The 26,821-nt window shown below is 42.3% G+C and carries 14 protein-coding genes; 9 read left to right on the plus strand and 5 right to left on the minus strand.

Features of this window, described 5'->3' with window-relative positions; genetic code table 11:
• Positions 1-210 precede the first annotated feature (210 nt).
• The gene (locus OSCI_RS06630) at positions 211-5,562 is read left to right on the plus strand and encodes an AAA family ATPase (protein WP_007354110.1); all 5,352 of its coding nucleotides are present in this window, start codon (positions 211-213) and stop codon (positions 5,560-5,562) included.
• A 228-nt stretch (positions 5,563-5,790) separates the two neighbouring features.
• Here the strand turns inward: OSCI_RS06630 and OSCI_RS06635 are convergent, their stop codons facing one another.
• Positions 5,791-6,828, minus strand: coding sequence for an Ldh family oxidoreductase (locus OSCI_RS06635; protein ID WP_007354111.1), 1,038 nt, complete (start codon positions 6,826-6,828; stop codon positions 5,791-5,793).
• 243 nt (positions 6,829-7,071) lie between these two features.
• Here OSCI_RS06635 and OSCI_RS06640 point away from each other — a divergent pair, with 243 nt between their 5' ends.
• A complete protein-coding gene (locus OSCI_RS06640) occupies positions 7,072-8,661 on the plus strand; it encodes a calcium-binding protein (protein ID WP_007354112.1) in 1,590 nt (529 codons plus the stop codon).
• A gap of 4 nt (positions 8,662-8,665) precedes the next feature.
• On the opposite strand, the gene OSCI_RS06645 is transcribed toward OSCI_RS06640, so the two are convergent.
• From OSCI_RS06645 to OSCI_RS06655, 3 genes are all read right to left on the minus strand, one after another.
• The gene (locus tag OSCI_RS06645; RefSeq protein WP_007354113.1) at positions 8,666-9,025 is read right to left on the minus strand and encodes a hypothetical protein; all 360 of its coding nucleotides are present in this window, start codon (positions 9,023-9,025) and stop codon (positions 8,666-8,668) included.
• Positions 9,026-9,134: 109 nt separating this feature from the next.
• On the minus strand, positions 9,135-10,592 hold the full coding sequence (locus tag OSCI_RS06650; RefSeq protein ID WP_007354114.1) for an IS200/IS605 family element transposase accessory protein TnpB: 1,458 nt from the start codon (positions 10,590-10,592) through the stop codon (positions 9,135-9,137).
• Between the two features lie 45 nt (positions 10,593-10,637).
• The gene (locus OSCI_RS06655; RefSeq protein WP_007354115.1) at positions 10,638-11,234 is read right to left on the minus strand and encodes an IS607 family transposase; all 597 of its coding nucleotides are present in this window, start codon (positions 11,232-11,234) and stop codon (positions 10,638-10,640) included.
• A gap of 391 nt (positions 11,235-11,625) precedes the next feature.
• Here OSCI_RS06655 and OSCI_RS06660 point away from each other — a divergent pair, with 391 nt between their 5' ends.
• From OSCI_RS06660 to OSCI_RS06675, 5 genes are all read left to right on the plus strand, one after another.
• Positions 11,626-12,465 (plus strand): photosystem II manganese-stabilizing polypeptide, encoded by an 840-nt coding sequence (locus tag OSCI_RS06660; RefSeq protein ID WP_007354116.1) that lies wholly within the window; start codon positions 11,626-11,628, stop codon positions 12,463-12,465.
• Positions 12,437-12,613, plus strand: coding sequence for a hypothetical protein (locus tag OSCI_RS29695; RefSeq protein ID WP_155523425.1), 177 nt, complete (start codon positions 12,437-12,439; stop codon positions 12,611-12,613). Before OSCI_RS06660 ends, OSCI_RS29695 begins: the two co-directional genes overlap by 29 nt.
• Positions 12,614-12,975: 362 nt before the next feature.
• Entirely contained in the window at positions 12,976-13,743 is a 768-nt protein-coding gene (locus tag OSCI_RS06665; protein WP_026103848.1) for an RNA polymerase sigma factor SigF, read from the plus strand.
• 490 nt (positions 13,744-14,233) lie between these two features.
• Positions 14,234-19,573: a trifunctional serine/threonine-protein kinase/ATP-binding protein/sensor histidine kinase gene (locus tag OSCI_RS06670; RefSeq protein WP_007354118.1), complete on the plus strand. Its 5,340-nt coding sequence runs from the start codon at positions 14,234-14,236 to the stop codon at positions 19,571-19,573.
• Positions 19,574-19,616: 43 nt separating this feature from the next.
• Positions 19,617-21,152 (plus strand): ATP-binding protein, encoded by a 1,536-nt coding sequence (locus tag OSCI_RS06675; protein ID WP_007354119.1) that lies wholly within the window; start codon positions 19,617-19,619, stop codon positions 21,150-21,152.
• A gap of 208 nt (positions 21,153-21,360) precedes the next feature.
• Here OSCI_RS06675 and OSCI_RS06680 read toward each other — a convergent pair whose 3' ends face one another.
• Positions 21,361-22,536, minus strand: coding sequence for a pyridoxal phosphate-dependent aminotransferase (locus OSCI_RS06680; protein WP_007354120.1), 1,176 nt, complete (start codon positions 22,534-22,536; stop codon positions 21,361-21,363).
• A gap of 323 nt (positions 22,537-22,859) precedes the next feature.
• On the opposite strand from OSCI_RS06680, the gene OSCI_RS06685 reads away from it, so the two are divergent.
• Together OSCI_RS06685 and OSCI_RS06690 are read left to right on the plus strand one after the other, a co-directional pair.
• Positions 22,860-25,949, plus strand: a complete 3,090-nt coding sequence (locus OSCI_RS06685; RefSeq protein WP_019487792.1) for a GAF domain-containing protein — start codon at positions 22,860-22,862, stop codon at positions 25,947-25,949.
• A 274-nt stretch (positions 25,950-26,223) separates the two neighbouring features.
• Positions 26,224-26,658, plus strand: a complete 435-nt coding sequence (locus OSCI_RS06690; protein WP_019487793.1) for a hypothetical protein — start codon at positions 26,224-26,226, stop codon at positions 26,656-26,658.
• Positions 26,659-26,821: the final 163 nt, after the last annotated feature.

Below are 26,821 nucleotides of genomic sequence, written 5' to 3' on the forward strand. Positions count from 1 at the left end.
CCCTTTCTAAGGGGAGGAACCGGAAAAAGCCCCTTTCCCTTTCTAAGGGGAGGAACCGGAAAAGCCCCCTTTCTAAGGGGAGGAACCGAAAAGCCCCTTTCTAAGGGGGTTGGGGGTAGAGCCCCCTTTCTAAGGGGGTTGGGGGTAGAACACCCTACTTGCTTCTATTAAAAAATCCCTAAACTACCCAGATTAAATATTGAGCAACTTATGAGCGTAACAAATTATCAGATCGGTGAACAAATCCATGAAAGCGAGCAATCTTTAGTCTATAGAGGTATTCTTCTCTCTGAAAATTTACCAATTATTATTAAAATCCTTAAGGATAACTATCCTAGTATCTCTGCTTTCACTCGTTACAAGCAGGAATATGAAATTATCCGCTCTTTAAATAGCGATCGAGTTATCAAAGCCTATCAATCTCAACGCCATCAAAATAGCCTAGCAATACTTTTAGAAGACTTTGGAGGTAAATCCTTAAAATCTTTAATTTCTGAGCGCCAGTTTACTCTAAAAGAATTTCTCACCATTGCCATCGAGATAGCGGAAAGTTTAGCAGCTATTCATGCAGCAAATATTATTCACAAAGACATTAACCCTTCCAATATTGTCTATAACCAAGAAACCAAACAACTCAAAATCATTGACTTTGGAATTGCTACCCGTTTATCTGAAGAAAACCAGACGGTTCGCAACCTAAATCAACTAGAAGGTACTTTAGCTTATATAGCGCCAGAGCAAACTGGCAGAATGAATCGAGGCATAGATTATCGCAGCGATTTTTATTCCCTCGGTGTCACGCTCTACGAATTGCTAACCCACCAATTACCTTTTCCAACAACTGACCCCATTGAGTTAGTGCATTGCCATATTGCTCAACAACCCGCAGCCTGTCAAGAGATAATATCCACTATTCCTGAAGCAGTTTCTAACATTGTGATGAAATTGTTAGCTAAAACTCCAGAAGAAAGATATCAAACCGCCTGGGGACTCAAAGCAGATTTAGAAACCTGCCTAAATCAACTGCAAACTACAGGTCAAATTTCTGTCTTTCCTCTAGGCAATCGAGATATTTCCGATAAGTTTCGGATTCCTCAAAAACTCTATGGTCGGGAACAGGAAGTTACTCAACTGTTAACTACCTTTGAACGAGTTAGCCAAGGCAGCACCGAAATATTGATGGTTTCTGGTTATTCAGGGATTGGCAAGTCAGCCTTAATCAATGAAATTCATAAACCTATCGTCCGTCAGCGCGGATACTTTATCAGTGGAAAATTTGACCAGTTAAAGCGGGATATTCCTTATGCAGCAATTAGCCAAGCCTTCCAAGACTTAATCCGGCAACTTCTGAGCGAACCTGCTACCAAATTGCAAACTTGGAAAGAACGCATTATAGAAGCATTGGGACTTAACGCTCAAGTCATTATTGATGTCATTCCAGAACTAGAAAAAATTATTGGCAAACAACCCCAAGTCGAACAATTAGGCGCGACTGAATCTCAGAATAGATTTAATTTGTTTTTTCAAAGGTTTATCAGCATTTTTTGCAAACAAGAACATCCATTAGCGATTTTTCTGGACGATTTGCAATGGGCAGATTTACCCTCTCTGAATTTATTTGAACAATTAACAACTGAACCCAATAGTCAATACCTGTTGACGATCGGAGCCTACCGGAATAACGAAGTCAATGCCACTCATCCTTTAATTCTCACCTTAGAAAAAATCCAAAAATTAGGTGTTAATATTAATAATATTATCCTTTCTCCTTTAACAACATCACAGGTTAATCAATTAATTGCCGACTCCCTAAGTAGTTCAATAAAAAATTGCAAAAATTTAGCAGAATTGGTGAGTAGTAAAACTCAAGGAAACCCATTTTTCTTAACCCAGCTATTGCAATCTCTATACAAGGATAATTTATTTTCATTTAGTCAAAAACAAGGAGGCTGGCAATGGAATATTGCAGAAATCCAAGGTATTCAGATAACTGAAAATGTAGTTGATTTAATGATTAAAAAAATTCAAAAACTGAATAAAAATACGCAAGAAGCTTTAAAAATAGCTGCTTGTATTGGAAGTAGATTTGATTTGGAAGTTCTCTCTGTCGTCAATACTAAATCTCAAGCTGATACAACTAAAGACCTTTGGCCTGCTATCCAAGAAGGTTTGATTTTACCATTGAATGAAAATTATAGAATTCCTTTGCTCTGGAATCAAGAAGAAATATCTGAAGATACTTTAGTAATCTCTACTAATTCTATTCCTCAGTATCCAGATTCAATACCCTATAAATTTTTGCATGACCGAGTTCAACAAGCTGCCTATGCGCTGATTCCTGAAACAGAAAAAAAAGCAGTTCATTTGCAAGTGGGAAGATTATTACTAGAAAATACGAAAGAAGATTTGTTAGAAGAAAATCTTTTTGAAATTGTCAATCAATTCAATGAGAGCTTGGAATTAATTACTGAACAGTCAGAAAAATACGAGTTAGCTAAATTAAATCTTCGTGCAGGTCAAAAAGCCAAAATATCAACAGCCTATGCACCTTCCCTAAGATATTTAGAGGTTGGGTTAGGACTGCTTGCTCAAGATAGTTGGGAATCCCAATATAGATTAAGCCTAGATATTCATCTGGAAACATTAGAATCTCTTTACTTAAATGCTAAATTTGAGCAGATTGAAAAGATATCTGGAATTGTCCAGCAAAAAACCAAAGGAATTCTTGATAGAGTGCGGATGTATCAGGGAAAAATCATGTTTTATTATGATACATTTCAGCATAAAAAAGCGATAGAAACTGCTGTTACAGCTTTGGCAGAATTGGGAATAATCATACCTCAAGAAACAGTCGAAATCCAAAATAGAATTAACAAAGAGCAAGAGTCTTTAACATTACTTTTAAAAGAAATACAGGTTGAAGATTTATTTGATCTGCTGCCACTAAAGGATGAGTATAAAATTGCTGCTATATCGATCATTCACCACATTTTACCTACTACAGTTACTACGAATTTTTTATTGCTTTTATTGATGCTATTAACACAGATGAATATTTGCGTAAAATATGGAAATCCTCCATTAGCTGCATATACTTATAGTTTTTATGCTGGATTTATTTTGTGTGGAGTAACAAGGGATATTGATCTCGGATATAAGTTTGGTCAACTATCTATAAAGTTAATGAGCCAAGCTAATATTTCCCAATTAGAAGTTGTTGTTACACATTTATACTATGGTTTTATATGGCATTGGAAAGAGTTTTTGAGAAGTACATCGACACAAGAAAAGCTTCTTACTGCTATTCAAAGAGGTATAGATTCAGGAAATAACGAATATGCTGGTTTTTTAATTTCAACTTATTGTTTAATAATTTTCTTTGAAGGAAATAATTTGGAAGATGCTAATGAAAACTATGTAAAATATACTAAATTAACTAAGCAATTAAACAAAGATTTTAGTTTTACTTATTTGAAGATTTTTCATCAAGTCATCATTACTTTGACAAGGATATATAACCCAGAATGTTGCTTGGTCATTGGCTCTACCCAAAAAGAAGAAAATGAACATTTAGAAAATTGGATTCAAAGTAACAATGGATGGCTCTTATTTATTGCTAATTTTTCTAAAACACTTTTGTATTATTTATTTAAAGATTATGGTCAAGCTGTCTGCCAAAGTATGGAAGCTCAGAAATATGTCCAATCTTGTGGTTCGTATTTGCCTGCTCCACAACATAATTTTTATTACTCTCTAGCTTTACTAGGCGCGTATAACAATTGTGAAATAGAAAAGCAAAGAGAATTTCTAAAGCAGCTAGAAGAAAATCAGCATTTGATGAAACTCTGGGTCGAACACTGCCCAGAAAATTTTCAAAATAAATACGCTCTTGTCGAAGCCGAAAAAGCCCGCATTCTAGGTCAAAACTGGGAAGCACAACAACTTTACGAACAAGCTATCCAAGGTGCTAAAAAATCAGAATTCATCCACGAAGAAGCCCTAGCCTACGAACGCGCCGCAGAATTCTATCTATCACTAGGCAGAGAAGAAATCGGTCAATTGTATCTCAGAAATGCTCATTATTGCTACACCCAATGGGGAGCCAAAGCCAAAGTTACAGCCTTAGAAACAGAATATCCCCAGTTGCGAGTACGCATAACCAATAGAACAGATACTAACCGCACCAGTACCACCTCTACTGGTAGCAATGGAGAAGTCCTAGACTTAACAACCGTCATCAAAGCCTCCCAAGCTCTCGCCGGAGAAATTGTCCTAGAAAAATTACTAGCCAAACTAATGCAGTTTGCTATTGAAAATGCCGGCGCTCAAAAAGGATATCTGATTTTAGTCAATAACAATAAATTAACGATTGAAGCCGCTAGAGAAGTAGGCAAAGATGAAGTCACCGTCTTGCAATCCCAGTCAGTAGAAACCACTGACCTACTCCCCCAAGGAATTATTAACTATGCCATGAGAACCCAAGAAGATTTGGTACTGGGTGATGCAACTAACCAAGGACTTTTTATCAACGAACCTTATATTGTTGAAAATCAACCCAAGTCAGTTCTCTGCACTCCCATCATCAATCAAGGCAAACTAATCGGACTACTTTACCTAGAAAATAATCTTACCACCGATGCCTTTACTGCCGATCGCTTAGAACTGCTAAGAATTCTGTCATCCCAAGCAGCAATTTCCATTGAAAATGCTCTCCTCTACCAAACCTTAGAGCAAAAAGTTGAAGAACGAACTGCCGAATTAGCCCAGGCGAATACAGAGATTGTCAAACTAAATGAACGCCTCAAAGAAGACAATTTGCGAATGAGTGCCGAACTAGATATTACTCGCGAATTACAACAAATGATTCTGCCCAAAGAGTGGGAATTGCAACAAATTCCGGGTCTGGATATCGCCGGATTCATGGAACCAGCTACCGAAGTCGGCGGCGACTACTATGACGTGCTCAATCAAGATGGACGGATTAAAATCGGCATTGGCGATGTCACCGGTCACGGACTAGAAAGTGGTGTGGTAATGATTATGGCGCAAACTGCGGTACGAGCATTATTAGCGAATAATGAAACTGACCCAGTGCGCTTTTTAAGTGCCGTCAACCAGACAATTTACGGTAACGTCCAGCGGATGAATGCCGATAAAATGCTGTCTCTGGCTTTACTAGACTATCAGGATGGTACTGTACGCATCAGCGGACAACACGAAGAAGTAATTTTAATCCGTGCCGATGGTAGCCTAGAACTGATTGATACAATGAATTTAGGTTTTCCAATTGGCCTGGAATCAGATGTTGCTGATTTTATCAGTGAATTAGAAATAGTCTTAAATCCTGGGGATGGAATTGTCCTCTATACAGATGGCATCACTGAGGCGGAAAATCCTGAGAAGGAACTATACGGACTAGAAAGATTGTGTGACGTAGTTCGTCAGAATTACAACTTATCGGCAACGGAAATGCAGCAAAATATTATTGCCGATGTTCGCCGTTATATTGGCACTCAAGAAGTTTTTGATGACATTACTTTGGTCGTCTTGAAACAGAAATAGCTGGGGAAGAGGGGCTAGGGGCTAGGGGCTAGGGGCTAGGGAAGAGGGGAAGAGGGGAAGAGGGGGAAGAGCGGCGAGCGCCTAGCTTACGTTTTGTCATTGCGAGCTCCGCGAAGCAATCTCAAACCCCTGGGATTGCTTCACTTCACTTCTGTTTGCTTCGTGCCTCGCAACTTGCAATGACAACCAACAACCAACAACTAACAACTAACAACCAACAACCAACAACTAACAATTAACATATTCAGGAGGAATAACACTCAACTTTTCCGACCAATCCCGAAACTCTAAAGCTACTGCCGCTTCAATCGGAATACCGACTTCCCGGCGATTTGTTTCCGATTCATACTCAGGTTCACCAGGAAAAAGAATCGCCTCACCCTGAGCTTTTACCTCCTGAATCGCCTGAGTCACAACCTGCGAAAGTAACGCACCTCCAGCAAACCTTTGAGGGTCAATTGCTATCATCAAAGAACCCAAACAGCGGTTTCTATTTAAATCTTTATACATATTAGTAACATGAGGCCCAAAAGCCATCCCATTCAAAGGGCCGCACAGCATATCAATCATAAATCCCAAGGCATATCCCTTATGCTCAGCTATAGGTTTAAGCGCCACCATTTCCCTCAATTCATCAGTATCTTCTCCCTCTTCATTCACCGCTAATCCTAAAGGAATAGAGCTACCATCCCGACGGGCATTTACAATTCGATTCCAAGGTACTATACTCGTAGCCATATCCACACATAACGGTCGATCTACAATCCTTGAAGGAATCGCAATTGAAATCGGATTAGTGCCAAAAAAAGCCCGCTTTCCTAAATGGGGAACCACCAAAGCATCCGTATGAGTAAAAGCAATCCCCATCATCCCTGCTAAACAAGCTTGGCGAGTATAAAGTCCAATCGCACCGCAGTGGGAAGAATTACTAATCCCCACAATTCCTACCCCTGCATTTCTAGCCAGAGAAATCGCTTTTTCCATAGCAAAATGACACACAAATATCCCTAAACCATGATTGCCGTCTAATTGACCAGTCGCCGCCCCAGTCTCAGTAAATTGTAGTTGAGGACGAGGGTTAAGAGTGCCACCAGTGAGACGATTTAGATAATGGGGAACTCGCGCAACACCGTGAGAATCTATTCCCCAGAGACTTGTTTGTACTAGACCAGATGCTACAATTTCTGCCTCACTTTCAGGCATCCCCGTTGCCATTAAAACCTGCCTAACCCAAAGAGATAATTTATCTGAAGAGATTGCTAACATTTATTTGTGATTTTGCTCAAAATTATGATTTAATCTCACCGGATTGACAAATTCAGTTAAAACTGGAGATATAGCAACCGCCACAACGGTTAAGACACTCACTCAAGGCCCAAACTATTGACTCTCTTCCCCTCTTTCCCTTCTTTCCCTAGTCCTGAGCATCGTAGCCCCTAGCCCCTAACCGCAGAAAGCGGTTGCTATATTCATCAACTGTGGTTTTTTTGAGGAGAAACGTATTCAATTATGGCAAATATATTCGGTACTGACGAAAACGACGAAATTGTAGGAAATCCAGCTAGCGACCGAATTCGCGGCTTAGATGGCGATGATACTATCTATGGAGTAGGCGGAGACGATACTTTAGAAGGAAGCCAAGGTCTAGACCAGCTTTTCGGCGGAGATGGAGCTGATTCAATTCTAGGCGAAGAAGGCAATGATACTTTAGTCGGCAACAGCGGTCGCGATTTAATTTTCGGCGGAGTCGGTGATGACTGCATTCACGGCGGTCTTGGAAACGATACCATCCTCGGCCAAGATAACAACGATACCTTGTTTGGAGACGCTGGAGATGATTTTGTCAACGGCAACCTGGGCTTTGATATCGTCACGGGCGGTACTGGCAACGACACCATCCGAGGTGGAGAAGATGACGATAGCGTGTTTGGGAATGCTGACGATGACTACTTGTATGGAGATACTGGTAATGATTCTCTCAGTGGCGATCGCGGTAGCGACCAACTTTTAGGTGGCGATGGTCAAGACTTCCTCACTGGAGGCGACGGTGAGGACACCCTGTTTGGCGAAGCTGACAACGATGTACTCAATGGAGATTTTGGCAATGACCAAATCTACGCCGGTAAAGGTAACGATACAGCATCCGGCGGCGCTGCCTCGGACACCATTCTAGGAGGTGAAGGTGACGACTCCTTATTTGGAAATGACGATAACGATTTTATCTTCGGTGGCAAGGCTAATGATGCTCTTGATGGCGGCTTTGGCGACGATTCCATCGCCGGAGGACTCGGCGATGATACTATCATTGGCGGCTTTGGGAATGACAATTTATTGGGAGCAGAAAATAATGACATCCTAATTGGAGGCGAGGGCACGGATACCCTGACTGGCGGTAGTGGTAGCGATTTATTTGTATTAGGCTCTGGTGCTGGTAGTTTGTCTATAATTACTGACTACGACGATGCCGCAGATTTTGTTGGGTTGCCCAGCAATTTATCCTTTAACGATCTCCAAGTTCAGCAAGGCAATGGTTTAAATCGCAGAGATACTATTGTTTCCATCGGCGGCAAGATTTTAGCAATCTTTGTAGATAATCCTTCAGCGCTGATCACTGTAGATGATTTTATAGATGTTGACGAAACGTTGGTATCAGTACCGACTAGGACACCATCGCCAACGCCAACGCCAACGCCAACTCCAACTCCAACTCCAACTCCAACTCCAACACCAACGCCAACACCCACACCAACTCCCACACCAACTCCCACACCAACTCCCACACCAACCCCAACACCCACACCAACTCCCACACCAACTCCCACACCAACAGCTACCCCTGCGCCCACACCAACACCAACAGCTACACCAACAGCTACACCAACTCCCACACCAACTCCCACGACCACAACTTCGAGGCTTACTACCCCACCTGAAATTAATCCGCCAGCGACATTGCCGCTCTCAGGTATAAACGTCAGCCCCGCGTCTGAGCATAGCCTGTTGCCAGTGATTCCTGGTCAAGTACCAAGTATCCTGCCAGTGCAACCCAACCTGACACCATTGATATCCAACCCAACAGTACCGACTTTGTGGCCGTAGAGTTTTATAACTCCAGAGGAGTCTGAGTGTTATCCCACTCAGACTCATCCTGTTCCTCTTCTAGAAGCGAGAGGCGATCGCAGCCACTTAAAAACGATCGCAACTTCATGCGGTGAATATAAGGCCAACCGCCTTCCGCTTCAATATTCCTTAGTAACTGATAAAGTGCTTGGCGGTTATCTGGCAAAGACGATTGAAACAGGTTCTCCCGAATTTCCCGGTGCAAACCCTCCAAAGTCCGCAGTAAAGCTAAAAGTAGCAGACTGTTCCCTTGACAACTCTCCGCTAAACCATAAACCTCTTCAGTAAGGGATTGCAACTCAGACTGCAACTTTCCCGACTCCAAATTTGTGTCCCTGTCCATATCTTGTCTGGTATCCCCTTGGTGGTTGCTATATTAGCCGCTTTTGAAAATCTAGGTAAACCTAGCAAAACTCAGCGGTGTAAGTTTCTTAAGCAATCTTTCCTATCGCTTACGCTTCCTCAATATTGAGGTTGCCCAGGAAATCCCAGTTAGAGTTAGAATAGTAACTATGTCTATTAGTTATTATTCCAGATTGCTTGATTTTTTTATTCAGTTGATTCCACAGGCTCCAAACGTGCTTAGTTGATTTCACCTCAACAAAGGCGGTTAAAGAGCCTGGTATTTTTTCCGATAACCTCATTCCCCTACGGGCAATCACTAACGCTGCCGATTCATCACTAGCCAATCCATACATTCTTAAATATTTGACTAAGCCAATCACGCTGGAATAAGCAGGATTGACTGTTGAAAGCTCAACACCCCTATTAGAAAGAATTGAATTTAACAACTTAAAAAACTCAGAATAAGCCCAACTTGAAAGCATCCGAGCGTATTTATTGCCACGCTCTCTAAGTTGCTCTTTTTTGGTTGCAAAGTCTAATTCCTCAGAGACTATTGGACATTGAAACTTGATAGCCAGTGCCGACAATTCTAGGCAAGCCTTAACAAGTTTATCCTGTTGTTTACCGTTTGGCAAACCAGTTTGCAATGGGATCTGACCGTGCGATTTCAAGTTGCCTTCAGCATCAATATGAACCCAACCAATTGAGCCGGGATTCAGATCTATCCCAATACATCCATAATTTACGGAATGTGATACTTGCTTAATCTCTGATGGGGTAAAGCTAACAGCGACACACCATTTATCCTCTTTGTAGTAGAAGTGCCAAGTTTTAGCACCCGTAGCTGGTAATCGGTTGATGTTGCGAGGGAAGTTTCCAATCTTAGAATCTACATTTTTACCAAACTTAGATTCTAAACAAACTGGCACTCTAAACCTTAAGTTGTCACCATCCCATTGACACACCTGATTACCATAAGACTCATCTTTGGAGCCAACGACGAAGGCTTGATTCTTGGGGACGCGAACCTTGATAGGGATTGACTTTAGAGTGGTTAATATTTGTAGATACTTGGTCAGCTTGCGTTTTTTGTTGTGTATCTGAAAGCGTAGATTTTGCCAATTAGTTTGACGATGCTTTAAGGAGCTAGATAAGGGGAATCCACAGCCAGTCTTACTGTTCTGCCAGTTCTTTTTAGCGTAAAATTTCCGAGCTAATCTGAGTTTTTTCTCGGCTTTTTTCAGCCAACTCTCGCAAGATTGAGCTTTGCCTTCCAAGGTTTTTATATGTGAAATGCGGCACAATGCGGCACTATCAACAGCACCCTTAGCCGATGAGATTACACCATTGGCATGACGTTTACTAATCCCGTAAGTTTTTTGTAGGTGTGTGTTCCATTGCGACTTATTAAATCCTTCTCCCAACAACATAAAGTTGACGGTTTCACATACTGCTTTGTGGAATATTGGTGCGTAAGCGCCCAAAAACATTTCTAGCTGAGTTTTGCCTATGGCATTCAACTCATCTATAGGTGTCGGGATTGCTTTGCAGTATGTAAGTGTCATCTGATTATAGAGCCTGATTGAATCTTGCTTTATTTCTGCATAGTATCACGGCTGCGTAGCTTCTGCAAGTTTTTCTAAAAGTTTTTTATTCTTGCTTGAGTGAGAGCCGTAGAGTCTAGCAGAAAAGACTGTGATAATTTCCAGAACATCCGATGCTAAATCCTCTTCAAAGGTTGCATCCTCTTTTTTGTTTAGTATGATTACTTCAATATCGTGGTACTCACATACAGCAAAAATAAGTTCAGATCCGAACCGAAGCAATCTATCTTTATGGGTGATTACAAGACGCGCTACATCACCATCTAAAATAGCTGCGAGTAGTTTATTTAAACCTTTTTTGCGATAATTCATGCCACTACCTAAGTCTCTAATGACCTCGTAATTCCAGCCATTAGATTGACAGTAGCTAGACAACACCGCGTCTTGCCTATCAAGGTCGTGTTTCTGATCTTGGGATGAAACACGGGCGTAAGCAAGGGTTTTACCAAGTTTTTGCTCTACAAAGTCAGCCAACCTGTACCGCCTGTGTCCGCCATTGGTTCTGACTGATTTAATTTTTCCCTCGTTCTCCCAACGCCTGATGGTGTCTACACTGACGGCTTTGAGTTCCGCTAGTTCGCCTATACTAATTAGTCTGTCCATTGCTTTGCCTAGAATTACCTGCTTGAAATATAGGTAATTCTAGGTATTTTGTCAACTGCCATTAACCCACTTTTTTTTCTCAATGCTCGACTGTACCAGTTGATGCTACCATAATGAACTTAGCCTACCAAGTTGGCGAACAACCTGACTTCCACCATAAGTCAGTATGTGAGCACAAGCCATGTACAATTCTGTATTGGGCTATTAACCGAACCTTTTCAGAAATTTTAAGTTATTGCTTAACTTCACCGCACTTACTCAAAATTTGAGTCGAGTGCAGCGGAGTATTTTGGATGGTTGTGTTGCCGTAGCCTGCCCTGCCTGCACAGCGTCTTGCCCAGAGTAGGGCTTTCTACATTTATTATTCCGATGTTGGATATTGAGGTTGACAATGAGGTATCGCGCTTTAATTGTTGCACTCCTAGCTCTGTGCTTGAGTGTACTGACAGCTTGCTCAGAAGGGCCGACGGTTGCTAGTAGTGAGGCACTAACCTACGACCAAATTAGAGGCACTGGCTTGGCAAATAACTGCCCTAGTTTGCCAGAAACCGCTCGTGGGTCAATTCCTTTGGCTTCAGATAGCACCTATTCGGTGGCTGGTTTGTGTTTGCAGCCAACGAGTTTTTTTGTTAAGGAAGAACCCGTTAATAAGCGACAAGAGGCTGAATATATTCCTGGTAAATTGCTGACCCGGTTTACATCTAGCATCGATCAGGTACAAGGAAGGCTAAAGGTTAGTTCTGACGGTACTCTGACTTTCAAGGAAGAGGACGGCTTAGATTTCCAAGCGATTACTGTTCAGCTTCCCGGCGGCGAACAAGTACCTTTCCTGTTTACCATTAAAGAGCTAGTTGCTAAGTCCGAACCAGGATCGGCTACTCTCAATACTTCTACTGATTTGGAAGGAACCTTTAACGTTCCCTCCTACCGCAGTGCTGGTTTCCTAGATCCTAAAGGTCGCGGCGTGTCTACCGGTTATGACAATGCTGTGGCTCTTCAAGGGAAAGGCGAACAAGGCGAACTCACTCGCGCTAATGTCAAGTTGGCTGACACCCAAACTAAAGCAGGTAAAATTTCTCTGCAAGTTGCTAAGGTGAATGGTAGCACGGGTGAAATTGGCGGGATTTTTGAGAGCGAACAACCTTCTGATACTGACTTGGGAGCTAGACCATCCCTTGAAGTCAAAATTCGCGGTTTATTTTATGCTCGCATTGAACCCTCCGAGTCCTAATTTCGGGGGGTTGGCAGAGGTGGGCGATCGCTTGTCACTGTTGAAGAAATTAACTGCATTTCTGAGTCATGAGCGATCGCGCTACCCGCTCCAAACTAAGGCGAAAGATTTAGCCTCTAGTTTTCAGGGGTTAAGTTTTCTCTACTGACTCTGCTTGAGATACTTGGAGGGGCAATTAGCCCCTCTTTTTTTAGGAAGAAGGGGCTTAGCCCCTAACCTACGAAAGCGGTTGCTTACTTCTGGTGTTAAAAAGTTTGCTCAGTCTACTTAAATAGGGTCTTGCGATCGCATCGATAATCAAGTAAGATACGCACTTAAAGGAAATATAGGATAAGGGCAAAAACTACAGGAAAAAACCTGACAGAGCCAAAGCGCAAAGCATCCTATATTTCCTTTAAAGTGTCTTCGATCACTTCTGTTTGGTGCCGCGATCGCAGCAGTTTAAGCAAAATTTGCCATACTGAAGCTCAAGCACAATCAGTGGTCTACTCTACCAACCCAAACCTCACCATGTCTACCAGAGTTAACAATGACCTAAAAACTGAAAGCTTACAATTGTTACGGGAGTACCAACAAGCTCCTTCAAACGAAGTACGCAACGAATTAGTCAAACTCAACATCGGACTGGTGAGGAAAGAAGTTCACCACTGGCTTCACCAATGCACTGAAAGCTACGACGATCTACTACAAGTAGGTTCTATTGGCTTAATTAGAGCTATTGAGCGGTTTGATATGTCAAAGGGCAATGCCTTTAGTTCTTTTGCTATTCCCTACATCCGAGGTGAAATTCAGCACTATTTGCGCGATAAAAGCCCTTCTGTCCGCGTACCTCGCCACTGGCTAACTCTAGAACGTCAATCATCCTCGATAGTCAAGGATTTGCAAGTGCGGCTGAATCGCCACCCTACTGATATTGAAGTAGCAACAGCTCTGAATATCTCTGTGGGAGAATGGCAAGAAATTAAATTAGCCTGTCGCAATCGCTCCCCTCTGAGTTTGGATGCTCCCCTACAGGATGAAGAAGAAGGTGCTACTTGTCTGGGAGAATTAGTACCAGATAATCGCTATCGCAGTTTTCAGTTAGCTCAAGAGGATCGAATTCGTTTACAGCAAGCTCTGGCTAAGTTGGAAGAGCGGACTCGCGAAATCTTGGAGTTTGTTTTCCTCTACGATTTGACGCAAAAAGAGACAGCCGAACGTTTAGGTATTAGTGCAGTGACAGTTTCTCGGCGAGTCAAGAAAGGACTGGATTCGCTCAAGGAAATGATGACTAAATAACTATTAGAAGATTGAAGAAAAATAGATTTAAGATTTTTGGGAGCGATCGCAATCTTTCTATTAGACATCGACCGAACTTAAGTATTTTTTCAGACCAAGCAACCATTTAAGCTCGGATTATTTTTCAGAGATATCTATGTAGGGCTAAATCTTAATTTAGAACACAGTACCTCAACCGACCTATGAAGTTCGCCAAGCCTTAATTAGAGTTTATCGGGCTCATGCTCCATAGTAAAGACACCTTATGAACATCGACGGTGATGGCATTTAGTGTCTCTTACCTGTTTGTCGAATAAGCTTTCGAGCGCTCGCAATCTCGACATGAATCATTACTTATCTTTTTAAAGAAATGTTAAAAATAAATAACTTTATTTAAAACCTTTATTTTTGCTTAAATTCTAAAGTAGTCTAATTATTATAAATACATATAAATTGCAAATTAACGCTTCATAAAAAATTTGTGTATTAATACTTAAAAGAGACTGCAAGAATGATTAACTTAGCTGGTTACGAGATTACCGACCAAATTCATGAAAGTAATAATTCTTTAGTTTGTCGGGGAGTGAGAAAGCAAGACAACCAACCCATCATTCTCAAATTTCTCAAGCAAGATTATCCGATGCCAGCCTCATTAGTTAGATACAAGCAGGAATACGAGATTACGCGCAATCTCAACCTAGAAAGTGTACCTAAAACCTACAGTTTAGAAAGATACCAGAACAGTTTGGTTATTATTTTTGAGGATTGTGGTGGAGAATCATTAAAACTCTTGTTGGCTTCTCACAAATTTACCTTAGAGGAGTTTTTGTCAACAGCGATAAAAATAACCAGAGCTTTAGGTCAAATTCATCAACATAACATTATTCATAAAGATATCAACCCCAGCAATATTATCATTAACTCAATCACAGGGCTAGTCCAAATCATAGATTTTGGCATATCTTCTGTCTTATCGCGCGAAAATCCTAGTATTAACAACCCCAATATTTTAGAAGGAACTCTTACCTATATATCGCCGGAACAAACCGGTAGAATGAACCGCGTCATAGACTACCGCACTGATTTTTACTCATTAGGAGTTACCTTTTACGAACTACTAACGGAGCAACTGCCCTGTGATTACAGCGATGCAATGGAATTAGTCCATTGTCACATCGCGAAACAAGTAGTATCACCACATGAAATTAATACAGCAATTCCTAAAGGGATTGCGGATATCGTGATGAAGCTGTTAGCAAAAACGGCTGAAGCGAGATATCAAAGTGCTTGGGGAATCATCGCTGACTTAGAGGAATGCCTGACTCAATTACAGACAAAAGGAGAAATTGCAGATTTCGCGATCGCGCAAAAAGATATTACCGATAAGTTTCAAATACCCCAAAAACTCTATGGGAGAGAACGAGAAGTTGAAACCTTATTGTCAGCCTTCGATCGCGTCAGCAATGGCACGACAGAAATCATGTTAGTATCGGGTTACTCTGGCATTGGTAAATCCGCCTTAGTGCAAGAAGTTTATAAACCAATTACTAAGGCTAGAGGTTATTTTATTGCTGGTAAATTCGACCAATTTCAACGCAATATCCCTTACTCAGCTATTGTTAAAGCTTTTCAGTCATTAGTCAAGCAACTATTAACTGAGAGCGAAACGCAACTAGCCGCCTGGAAAGAAAAACTTTTAGCCGCTTTTGGTGATAACGGTCAGATCGTTATAGATGTCATTCCCGACGTAGAACTTATCGTTGGCCAACAGCAACCAGTGCAAGAATTAGGGGCTACAGAAGCACAAAACCGCTTTAATTTAGTCTTTCAAAAATTCATTAGGGTATTTTGTTCAGTCGAGCATCCTTTAGTCATATTTCTGGACGATTTACAATGGGCGGATTCTGCTACCTTGAAACTGCTACAAGTAATGATGGCAGATGAGGAAACGAAATATTTATTTTTAATTGGTGCTTATCGAGATAACGAAGTTAACCCCACACATCCCTTGATAATGACTTTGGAGGGGCTGCAAAACCAAGGCGCGACTATTAACCAAATTATCTTAACTGCATTAGATATCGAACATATCGCTAAATTGATTGCTGATACTGTGCGTATGGATAGAGGCTCAATCATGCCCCTAGCTGAGTTAGTCGTTGGTAAAACTCAAGGCAATCCTTTTTTTGTCAATCAGTTCCTCAGAACTCTCTATGAAGAAAACCTCCTGAATTTCAATTTATTGCAAAGAAGCTGGGATTGGAATATTTCAGAAATTGAAGCAGTAGGGATTACCGATAACGTCGTTGAGTTGATGGTCGGTAAATTGAGAAAGATGCCAAATTTAACTCAGCAGGTTTTACGGTTGGCCGCTTGTGTTGGTAATAGTTTTGACTTAAATACTATCTCTATAGTCAACGAAAAATCTACGACCGAAACGTTTCAAGAGCTATTTCCCGCCATCCAAGATGGATTAATTTTAGCCACTTCTGAATTAGGCGTAACAGAAAAAGAAATTGTTAACTCTCCTCTAGTCATTACTAATTATAAGTTTTTGCACGATCGCGTGCAACAAGCAGCTTATACTCTGATTGAGAAAACTTCTAAAAAAATAGTCCATTTGCAAATTGGTCGCCTGCTTTGGCAAAATATATCAACCGATATGCGAACGGAAGAAATATTTGCGATCGTCGATCATCTGAATTTAGGAATTGAAGGGGTTAGTGACAAATCCGAACAAACTGAAATTGCAAAACTTAATTTAACAGCAGGTCAGAAAGCCAAAGCAGCAACGGCTTATGCTGCCGCTACCGAATATTTGCAAGCAGGTTTGGAACTGCTAGTAAAAGATAGCTGGACTCATGATTACGAACTGACATTAGCACTACATACCGAAGCAGCAGAGGCAGCATTTCTGAGTGGTGATTTTGACCAAATGAAGAGATTCGTTGAGATAGTACAAAACCATGCCAAAACGCTACTGGACAAAGTGAAAGTATATGAAGTCCAGATGCAAGCTTATGTGTCGCAGAACAAGCTAATTGATGCAGTTAATACAGCGTTACAGGCTGTAAAGCTGTTAGGAGTAGAGTTTCCCCAAGCGCCGAAACCGTCAGATGTTGAGCAGGCACTAGGGGAAACTGCGGTAATTTTGAATGGGAAGCGAATTGAGGAATTAATCGACCTACCTCAAATGAGCGATCCCTATAAACTAGCAGCCATGAGACTTTTATCAAGTATCTTTGCTGCTACATATATTGCCGCCCCAGAACTGTTGCCCTTGACGGTATGCAAACAAGTAGATTTATCTGTCCAATATGGTAATGCTTCTGTGTCTCCCTTTGCTTATGCCAATTATGGTCTTCTGCTTTGCGGAGTTGTGGGAGATATTGATTCAGGCTATCAGTTTGGTCAATTGGCTGTAAATCTATTGTCAAAGTTAAATGCTCCCGAAATCAAAGCCAAGACAGTTCTCGTAGTAAATATATTTATCCGACATTGGAAAGAGCATTTGAAAGAAACCTTAGAGCCTTTGTTATCAGTTTACTCTAGCGGAATGGAGACGGGAGATTTAGAATGGGCTGCCTTTGGTCTAATGATGTACTCCTATTTCGCTTACTTTACCGGCAAAGAACTGACTGTCCTTGAAAGAGAGATGGCAACTTACAGAGACGCTGCTCATCAAATCAAGCAACAAACAGCGCTTAATTATATAGAAACCTATCGACAGGCTACCTTAAATTTGCTCGGAAAAAGTGAAAATCCATCGCTTCTAAAGGGTGAAGCCTGCGATGAGGAGATCAAGTTGCTATTGCACCAGCAAGCAAATGACAAAACGGGAGTTGCCTACATATATTGGAATAAATTTTTACTGAGTTATTGGTTTGAAAATTACTCAGAAGCCATTGAGCATAGTACTATAGCAGAAAAGTATTTAGACGTTCTATTAGGATTGCCCCTTGTTCCCGTTTTCCATTTTTACGATTCTTTGGTGTGGTTGGCGGTGTATTCTGATACTCCACAGTCAGAGCAGCAGGGCATTCTTGACAGAGTACAAGCTAATCAAGAAAAAATGGATAAATGGGCGCATCATGCTCCAATGAATTATCTGCACAAATTCTATTTAGTAGAAGCAGAATGGTATCGGGTTTTAGGTGAAAAAGTAGAGGCAATGGAAATGTATGACAAAGCTATTTCCCTTGCTAAGGAAAACAAATACATTCATGAAGAAGCACTTGCTTACGAACTGGCAGCTAAATTTTACTTGTCATGGGGGAAAGAAACGATCGCCCAAGTTTATATGCAAAATGCTCATTATAGCTACCAACTCTGGGGCGCTATAGCTAAAGTTGAGGATTTAGAAAAGAAATATCCCCAATTCCTATCTAGAACATCAGCCAAGACAATAACTCAAACAAAAGCTAACCGAAAAACTACTGTGCCTACTACTACTAGCACTAATTTGGGAGATACGCTAGATTTAGCCACAGTCATGAAAGCTTCTCAAGCGATTTCAGGTGAAATCGTTTTGAGTAAGTTGCTGGAAAGGTTGATGAAAATCGCGATCGAAAATGCTGGCGCTGAAAAAGGCTTTTTGATTTTAGAAAAAGCGGGAAACTGGGCGATTGAGGCTGAAGGTTCTGTTAAGAAAGATGAAGTGAGCGTGTTGCGATCGCTTCCCCTGAATGCAAAAGCTGATTCTGAGGAAATACCCAAACTAGCAAGTGCGATCGCTAACTATGTCATCCGCACCCAGGAAAATGTAGTTTTAAATAACGCTACTCAAGAGGGACAATTTACCCGCGATCCTTATATTGCCGCCACTCAACCGAAATCGATTCTCTGCACTCCCCTGGTACACCAAGGCAAGCTGACAGGCATTCTTTACCTGGAAAATAACTTGACAGAAGGAGCTTTTACTACAGATCGGCTAGAACTGTTAAAATTGTTATCAGCCCAAATAGCTATTTCCATTGAAAATGCCCAGCTCTACAATAACTTACAGGAGTTCAATCAAAACTTAGAGCAGTTAGTAGGCGATCGCACTCAAGAATTATCCAACACGCTGGATGCTTTAAAAGCAACCCAAAGTAAACTCGTGGAATCAGAAAAAATGGCATCTCTGGGAGGATTAGTCGCTGGCGTTGCCCATGAAATTAATACTCCCGTCGGAGTTGGTGTCACTGTTGCTTCAGCTTTAGCAGAACATACCACAGAATTTGCATCTATTTATAATAGTGGCAAAATGAAGCGCTCCGAGCTAGAAGAATTTTTAGATATAGCGCTCCAGAGTAGTAATACACTTCTAACTAATCTAAATCAGGCGGCAGCACTGATTCAGAGCTTTAAAGAAGTGGCAGTCGATCGCTCTAGCGAAGAACGCCGAACTTTTCGGGTAAGAGATTATCTGGATGAAATTTTAATCCAATTAAAACCCAAATTAAGAAATAGCAAACATTCGCTCAAACTTAATGGAGACCCCCAAATTGCCATCGATTCTTATCCAGGTGCTTTATCCCAAGTTGCCACCAATTTGCTGATGAACTCTTTGATTCATGCTTACGAACCTGGCGAATCTGGTCAGCTCGTTTTTAATTGGCAGCAAGATGGCGATCGACTTAGCTTTGAATATTCCGATGATGGTCAAGGCATTCCTCCAGAAAATTTAACTAAAATTTTCGAGCCTTTCTTTACTACCAAACGGGGTCAGGGTGGTAGCGGATTGGGATTGCATATTGTCTACAATTTAGTTACCCAAAAACTTCGGGGTGAAATAGAATGTAAAAGTGAGGTGGGAGGAGGAACAAAATTTATTATTAAGCTACCTCTGCAAATTGATTCAAAACCTTAGTCGATCAACTCAAAACATCAGTAATTCATAAAGGTGAGCAGCAATGGACAAAAATATTTATAGCTTTTTAACTGAAGGTTCTTCTGAAAAAGTGCTTTTTGCTGAAGAAGTTAACTCAGATGAAGAGTTATTTTTTGCCGATGAAGTAGCTGAAGTTACCCCGACTGAAAGCTGGAAAATTTTGATTGTAGATGATGAGGCTCAAGTTCACACAGCTACCGATATTGCCTTAAGAAAGTTTGTTTTTGAAAATAAATCTTTAAAGTTTATTAGCGCTTATTCCGCGAAGGAAGCGAAACAGTTAATCCACGAATATCCTGATGTTGCCATCATTCTGCTTGACGTAATTATGGAAACAGATGATGCTGGCTTAGAGTTTGTTAAATATGTTCGAGAAGTGTTAGGCAATCATTTGGTGCGAATTATTTTACGCACAGGTCAACCCGGACAAGTTCCCGAAAAAAGCATTATTATCAATTATGATATTAATGACTATAAAACTAAAACTGAGTTAACGACATCAAAGCTATATACTACAGTGCTAACAGCTTTGAGAAGTTTTTCTCTAGGTCAGAAATTGCAGTCGGAAATAGAGCGGCGCGAACAAGTAGAGCAAGCACTTCGTATCAGTGAAGAAAAAGAACACCAAAAAGCTCTCACCTTAGAGCATTTTGTCAAAGAACTGCAAGAAACACAACTCCAGCTAGTTCAAAGTGAAAAAATGTCTAGTCTCGGTCAATTAGTTGCAGGTGTCGCTCATGAAATTAACAATCCAGTTAACTTTATTTACGGCAATCTCTCCTATGCCAATGACTATATCAAAGAACTCATCTATCTGTTGAATCTCTATCAGCGGTATTACCCGCAACCAGAAGCAGAAATTCTCAAGGAAATAGAAGACGCAGAGTTGCCATTTATCATAGAAGATTTACCAAAACTGCTCTCTTCCATGCAGTTAGGGATCGAACGCATTCGCAATATTGTAAAATCTCTACGAAATTTTTCGCGATTGGATGAAACGGAAATCAAATCAGTGGATATCCACGAAGGGATTAATAGCACTTTGATGATTTTACAGCACCGACTCAAGGCTAAGCCAGATCGTCCTGCTATTAATGTAATTAAAGACTATGGTGTATTACCGCTTGTGACCTGTTATGCGGGTCAGCTCAATCAGGTGTTTATGAACCTTTTAGCTAATGCTATAGATGCTTTAGAAGAGCGAGGAAGTGGAGAAGAGGGTGCAGTTTTTAACCCCCAAATTTTGATTCGTACCGAAGTTGTAGCGGGTAGTTCCCATGAAAATACTAGCTTTGATTCAGGTATTCGGGTAACAATTGCTGATAATGGTATTGGCATGAATGAGAAAGTTCGCTCTAAACTTTTTACTCCATTTTTTACTACTAAGCCAATTGGAAAAGGTACAGGTATGGGATTGTCAATCAGCCGAAAAATCCTACTAGAAAAACACTGCGGTCAATTGCAGTGTTTTTCTACGCCAGAGCAGGGAACGCAGTTTATTATTGAGATGCCGACTATCTGTATACCAAGTAATCTCGCGGTAGCTATTGCTAATTGATAATTAGTAATTGGTAATTGGTAATTGGTAATTGGTAATTGCTAATGGCTAATTGCTAATTGCTAATTGGTAATTGCTAATTGCTAATTGCTAAGCGGGTTTGGTGGGCGCTCGCACTTGAAGCTTGTTACTTTCATCGATAGATGGTTGAGGCGAGCGCCCACCCTACTAACTAACTGACAACCAACTACCAAGCTAACAGTTTAGTTTACAAAGGCATAACTTGCCGGACAAATTTATCTAACCTTTCCATTCCTTTTTCAATTGTAGCTAAATCAGTCGCATACGATAAGCGAATGTGGTCATCAGCGCCAAAAGCAATACCCGGAATTACCGCAATTTGCTGCTGTTCTAGCAAAGCATCGCAGAATTCCAAGGAAGTCATGCCAGTTTTGGCAATATTGACAAACATATAAAAAGCGCCATCAGGTTTAGCGCAACTAATTCCAGGTATGGCATTGAGTAAATCAAACATTACCTGTCGCCTTTGTGCAAAAGCGAGACGCATTTTTTCAACACAGTCTTGTTCGCCTTCAAAAGCAGCAATCGCGCCGTATTGTGCGAAAGTACAAACATTCGATGTACTGTGTCCTTGAACAGTGATTGCTGCTTTAATTAATGCTAGAGGCCCTGCCAAATAACCAATGCGCCAGCCGGTCATTGAATAAGCTTTAGCAAAGCCACTGCTAATAATTGTTCTCTCAAAGATTTCTTTGCCAAAAGAACCGATGCTAGCGTGTTCGGCTCCATCATAGATAATTTTTTCGTAAATTTCATCAGAAACAACTAAGATATCTCGCTCAACTACAACCTCTGCCAGAGCTTTAATTTCCGCAGGTGAATACACCATTCCCGTCGGATTAGAAGGAGAATTGAGGATAAATAACTTCGTGCGGTCAGTAATAGCTTGACGCAGTTGTTCGGGTGTGATTTTATAGCCCGTAGAAGCATCAGTCGGAACAATTACAGGCTTACCACTAGCGAGTTTTACCATTTCTGGATAGCTTAACCAGTAGGGAGATGGAATAATTACCTCATCTCCCCGATCGATCAGCGCCATCATTAAGTTGTAGAGAGAATGTTTGCCGCCATTGGTAACAATAATATTTTCAGCTTGGTAAGAGAGATGATTCTCCTCGCGTAGTTTGCGAGCGATCGCTTCTCTGAGTTTCGGTTCTCCAGCAGCAGGGCCGTATTTAGTTAAGCCAGAGTCTAAAGCAAGTTTAGCCGCCGCTTTGATGCGATCGGGTGTATCAAAATCCGGTTCCCCAGCGCTGAAGCTACAAACATCAATCCCCTGAGCCTTCATTGCCTTAGCCTTAGCTGCGATCGCCAAAGTTAAAGAAGGAGGAACTTCGCCCACTCGTGCTGCCAGTTGAATCATGATTATTTTAGATTTTTAGATTTTAGATTTTAGACTTTAGATTTTAGATTTTAGATTGGGTTGCGGCTACCTTCAACCCTAATATCAGGTAATTTTGACACTTCCCTGACTTTTAAGGGAAAAGCTCGCCCAGCTCCAAAGTCAGATAAACTTGTACAGAGTCCTGCGGAGGGTGAAAATTCGAGTTAACCGCACCCAAATCACAATACTCTTGGATATGTTTAGATAAAATCACATTGCTGCCTAAATTATAGGCGCAACTTACGTCTCATCATTAAAAAATGCTTTCCCTGCATTGGCCTCATAGGTGGAATAACTTGATAGTGAAGCCTTCCCACTTTTTGCGCTACGGGGTCGCGATCTTAGCAGTGGCGATCGCGCTCATGCTCACACTGTTGCTCAAACCGCTACTAGACTCCACCCCTACGCCATTATTTTTTGCAGCCGTAGTGTTGAGTTCTGGGTACGGTGGTTTTGGGCCTGGCTTAGTAGCCGCAGTCGTCTGTACCCTGGTCATTAACTACTATTTTCTAGAGCCGCTCAATTCGCTGCACTTTACAGGTTTTGGCGACATCCTGTTATTGAGCTCTTTCGTCACCGTAGCCGCATTCATCAGTTGCCTCAACGCCAGCCGCCAGAAAGCAGAAAAAACGCTGCTCCTTAGCCTAAAAGAAGTCAGAAATCGCAACCGGCAGCAAGAAGCGATCGCGATGCTGGGTCAACAAGCGCTTGCGGATACAGAGCTTTCTGCCCTCATGGATGAAACTGTTATCCTCGTTGCCCACACTCTAGAAGTAGAATACTGCAAACTTTTGGAACTGCTTCCCGACAGCCGCGCCTTGCTACTACGGGCGGGTATCGGTTGGCGTGAAGGACTCGTAGGTAACGCCATTATAGGTGCAGATCTAGATTCTCAGGCTGGTTACACCCTCTTTTCCTCTGAACCTGCGATCGTTACCGACTTGCGTACCGAAACGCGGTTCAGCGGCCCGCCATTGCTGCTGGAACATCAGGTAATTTCAGGTATGAGCGTCATTATTAGTGGCCGAAACCGACCTTGGGGCGTTCTAGGCGCACACACTAAGGAGCAACGAAAATTTACTAAAGATGATATTAATTTCTTTCAAGCTGTAGCGAACATTTTGGCTGAAACTATAGAACGCCAACTGACTGAAGCTGAACGCGACCAATTTTTAGAGCAGGAGCAAGCAGCACGGGCCGAAGCTGAGGCTAACGAGCGGAATTATCGGTTTTTAGCCGAAACTATTCCCCAGATCGTCTGGACAGCTAGGCCAGACGGCTATCTAGATTACTACAACCAGCGTTGGTTCGACTACACGGGAAAAACTTTAGAGGAAACACAAGGGTGGGCATGGCAGAGAATACTGCACCCAGAGGATTTACAGCCTTGTTTGGAGGCTTGGAACCACGCAGTGGCAACGGGGGAAAATTACGAAATCGAGTATCGCTTCCAGCGGGGGTCAGACGGAAGCTACCGCTGGCATTTGGGTCGGGCTTTGCCGTTGCGGGACAAAGGGGGTCAAATTGTGAAATGGTTTGGAACCTGTACTGATATTGACGATCAAAAGCAGGCGGAAACAGAGCGATCGCTGCTTTTGGAGCGAGAACAGGCGGCGCGGGCCTTGGCGGAGCTATCTGCCGAGCGGGTACACGGTCTGCAAATGGTGACGGATGCTGCGATCGCTCCCCTGGCGATCGATGACTTACTTTCGGAGTTGCTAGATCGGCTTAGCGAAATTCTGCGCGTGGATACAGCGGCGATCTTGCTGGTGGATACTGACGATACTCTCTCGCTGAAGGCAGCTAAAGGGTTGGAGGCAGAAATAGATCGTTTCGTCCGTATCCCCCTGGGCCTTGGCTTGGCGGGACGAATTGCAGCGGATTGCCAACCGCTATCGATCGAGCGCGACGCTTATACTCAAGCTTATAGTCCCCTACTGCAAGAGCGCCAGATTCAGTCGTTGATGGGTGTACCCTTACTGGTGGAAGGTAGAGTCTTGGGGGTCGTTCATGTTGGGACTGTGGAGGTGCGGCAATTCAGTTCTGAAGATTTGCAGTTGCTACAGTTAGCAGGCGATCGCGTGGCAATGGCGATCGATCGCGCTAATTTGTACGAGGCCGAACAGATTGCCCGCCAGCAGGCGGAAGCTGCTAACCGGATTAAGGATGAGTTTTTAGCGATGGTTTCCCACGAACTCCGCACGCCACTAAATTCGATCTTGGGATGGGCGCAAATTCTTCGCAACCGCAAAATGAATGAAACGAAGGTAAATAAGGCGTTGGAGACAATTGAGCGCAACGCCAAGCAGCAGGCGAAACTGATCGATGACATTCTGGATGTCTCCCGGATCATTCGCGGTAAAATTCGCCTTCAGGTAGAACCTCTAAACCTAGTGCCAATTATTCAGGAAGCAGTCGATACCCATTTAGCAGCAGCTCAGGCTAAAAATATTGCCATCGAGTTTTTACAGGCCGATCCTACGATCGCAGTTTTGGGCGATGCGGATCGCTTGCACCAAGTTGTCGGGAATTTACTTTCCAACGCCATCAAGTTTACACCTGTCGGAGGTAGGGTAAAAGTGCGACTGGATCGAGATTGGGGATGGGGGGGTAGCGACTGGCACTTAGGCAATCCAAAATCTTCTGGTTTGATCCCTGGAGGTATTGGGGAAAAGCAAAATCGGAAATTGCAGTATGCGTTGATTTGTGTCAAGGATACTGGTATTGGTATCGCCCCTGAGTTTTTACCCCAGGTTTTTGAAGGTTTCCGGCAAGCGGACGGGTCGATTACTAGACCTCATGGCGGACTGGGATTGGGACTAACGATCGCCCACTATTTGACTGAACTGCATGGCGGAACTGTTAAGGCTACCAGCGGGGGGATAGGTGAGGGAGCCACTTTTACTGTCAAGCTACCGATCGCAGAGGGAGTGAGCGATCGCCCATTGGAACCTCTACCAGCCGAATCACCTACAACTCCCCCCTCAGTAATTCGCGGCATACCCACTCCTTTATCTGGGGTGCGAATACTGGTAGTTGATGACGATGCGGATACCTGCGAGTTAATTGCTACTGTGTTGGGGCAATTTGGGGCTGTGGTCAAGACGGTAAGTTCTGCGAAACTGGCTCTAGAAGCGATCGAACAGGCGAGGCCGGATCTATTGGTGAGCGACATCGGAATGCCTGGTGAGAATGGCTATCAGTTAATTCGCAAAGTCAGACAGTTGGAGGCCGAACGTGGGGGATACATTCCTGCGATCGCACTTACGGCCTACGCTAGGGATGAGGATCGACGACAGGCAATGCAGGCTGGCTTTCAGTTGCACTTTCCTAAACCTGTCGAACCAGCTTTGTTAGCGGCGGTACTGGCTAATTTGGCTGGACACAATTGAATTGCTAATTGCTAATTGCTAATTGCTAATTGCTAATTGCTAATTGCTAATTGCTAATTGGTAGAGGTTGATTTGTAGTTTATTGAGACTGAAATTTTTAGCGGACTTCTGCAATATCCCTCTGCTGTCACTAAGCGGCAGAAGAAAATAACAATTCACTCTTATTGATCGCCAGAGAGGAGCGAGAAAATTAGGAGCGATTGCAAACGTTGATACATTTGTAAAAGACCTGTTACCATTATTGTCTTAATTATCTTTACAAAGCTACAACCTCATGAAAAAGTTTCAAGTATTAGCTATCATCTCTGCAACTGCCCTATCAGGCGCGATCGCTTTCTCTGCGGCAAATTCCGCCGCAGCTTGTCCATTCAGTGAATTGGGTGGTTCTAAATCTACTACTGGGCCAACGTTTCCTGCTTCGGGGTCTGATAAAATCAATCCTTGGAATAAAGCTGCGATCGCATTTACAGGCATCGCTGGCATCCTGGGATTAGGGGCAGGCTATATGAGTTGTCGTGCGGGTCAACAAGCTAAAGCTGCTTGTGCTGCTATGACTGACTCTTTCGACGATATTGAGGATTCAGAAGAGATCCTTGCAGATGAACTGGTTTATAAGCACCCCGAAGCGCCTGGGGGTGAACTTGATTTAGTTATACAGGAAGTTGTCAGCAGTGACACAGTGGAAAAAGAAGTTGCGATCGCAAAATAGTTACTCTCCGGCTAAAAAACAGGCAATTTTCTCTGAAACCTCCAGTTTCTAAAGGCTGGAGGTTTTTTGTATTGTCTTTTTAGATCAATCTCAAGGTAGACGGCAACTGTTCAACTCGCCGTTATAGTATAATTAAGTACAACTAAAGTCTAAATACTGGGTA

Source organism: Kamptonema sp. PCC 6506, from assembly GCF_000180455.1.
Classification (GTDB): domain Bacteria; phylum Cyanobacteriota; class Cyanobacteriia; order Cyanobacteriales; family Microcoleaceae; genus Kamptonema; species Kamptonema formosum.

Coding starts and splice junctions, on each gene's coding strand:
- OSCI_RS06630 (WP_007354110.1), top strand. CDS start 211: ATGAGCGTAACAAATTATCAGATCGGTGAACAAATCCATGAAAGCGAG.
- OSCI_RS06635 (WP_007354111.1), bottom strand. CDS start 6,828: ATGTTAGCAATCTCTTCAGATAAATTATCTCTTTGGGTTAGGCAGGTT.
- OSCI_RS06640 (WP_007354112.1), top strand. CDS start 7,072: ATGGCAAATATATTCGGTACTGACGAAAACGACGAAATTGTAGGAAAT.
- OSCI_RS06645 (WP_007354113.1), bottom strand. CDS start 9,025: ATGGACAGGGACACAAATTTGGAGTCGGGAAAGTTGCAGTCTGAGTTG.
- OSCI_RS06650 (WP_007354114.1), bottom strand. CDS start 10,592: ATGACACTTACATACTGCAAAGCAATCCCGACACCTATAGATGAGTTG.
- OSCI_RS06655 (WP_007354115.1), bottom strand. CDS start 11,234: ATGGACAGACTAATTAGTATAGGCGAACTAGCGGAACTCAAAGCCGTC.
- OSCI_RS06660 (WP_007354116.1), top strand. CDS start 11,626: ATGAGGTATCGCGCTTTAATTGTTGCACTCCTAGCTCTGTGCTTGAGT.
- OSCI_RS29695 (WP_155523425.1), top strand. CDS start 12,437: ATGCTCGCATTGAACCCTCCGAGTCCTAATTTCGGGGGGTTGGCAGAG.
- OSCI_RS06665 (WP_026103848.1), top strand. CDS start 12,976: ATGTCTACCAGAGTTAACAATGACCTAAAAACTGAAAGCTTACAATTG.
- OSCI_RS06670 (WP_007354118.1), top strand. CDS start 14,234: ATGATTAACTTAGCTGGTTACGAGATTACCGACCAAATTCATGAAAGT.
- OSCI_RS06675 (WP_007354119.1), top strand. CDS start 19,617: ATGGACAAAAATATTTATAGCTTTTTAACTGAAGGTTCTTCTGAAAAA.
- OSCI_RS06680 (WP_007354120.1), bottom strand. CDS start 22,536: ATGATTCAACTGGCAGCACGAGTGGGCGAAGTTCCTCCTTCTTTAACT.
- OSCI_RS06690 (WP_019487793.1), top strand. CDS start 26,224: ATGAAAAAGTTTCAAGTATTAGCTATCATCTCTGCAACTGCCCTATCA.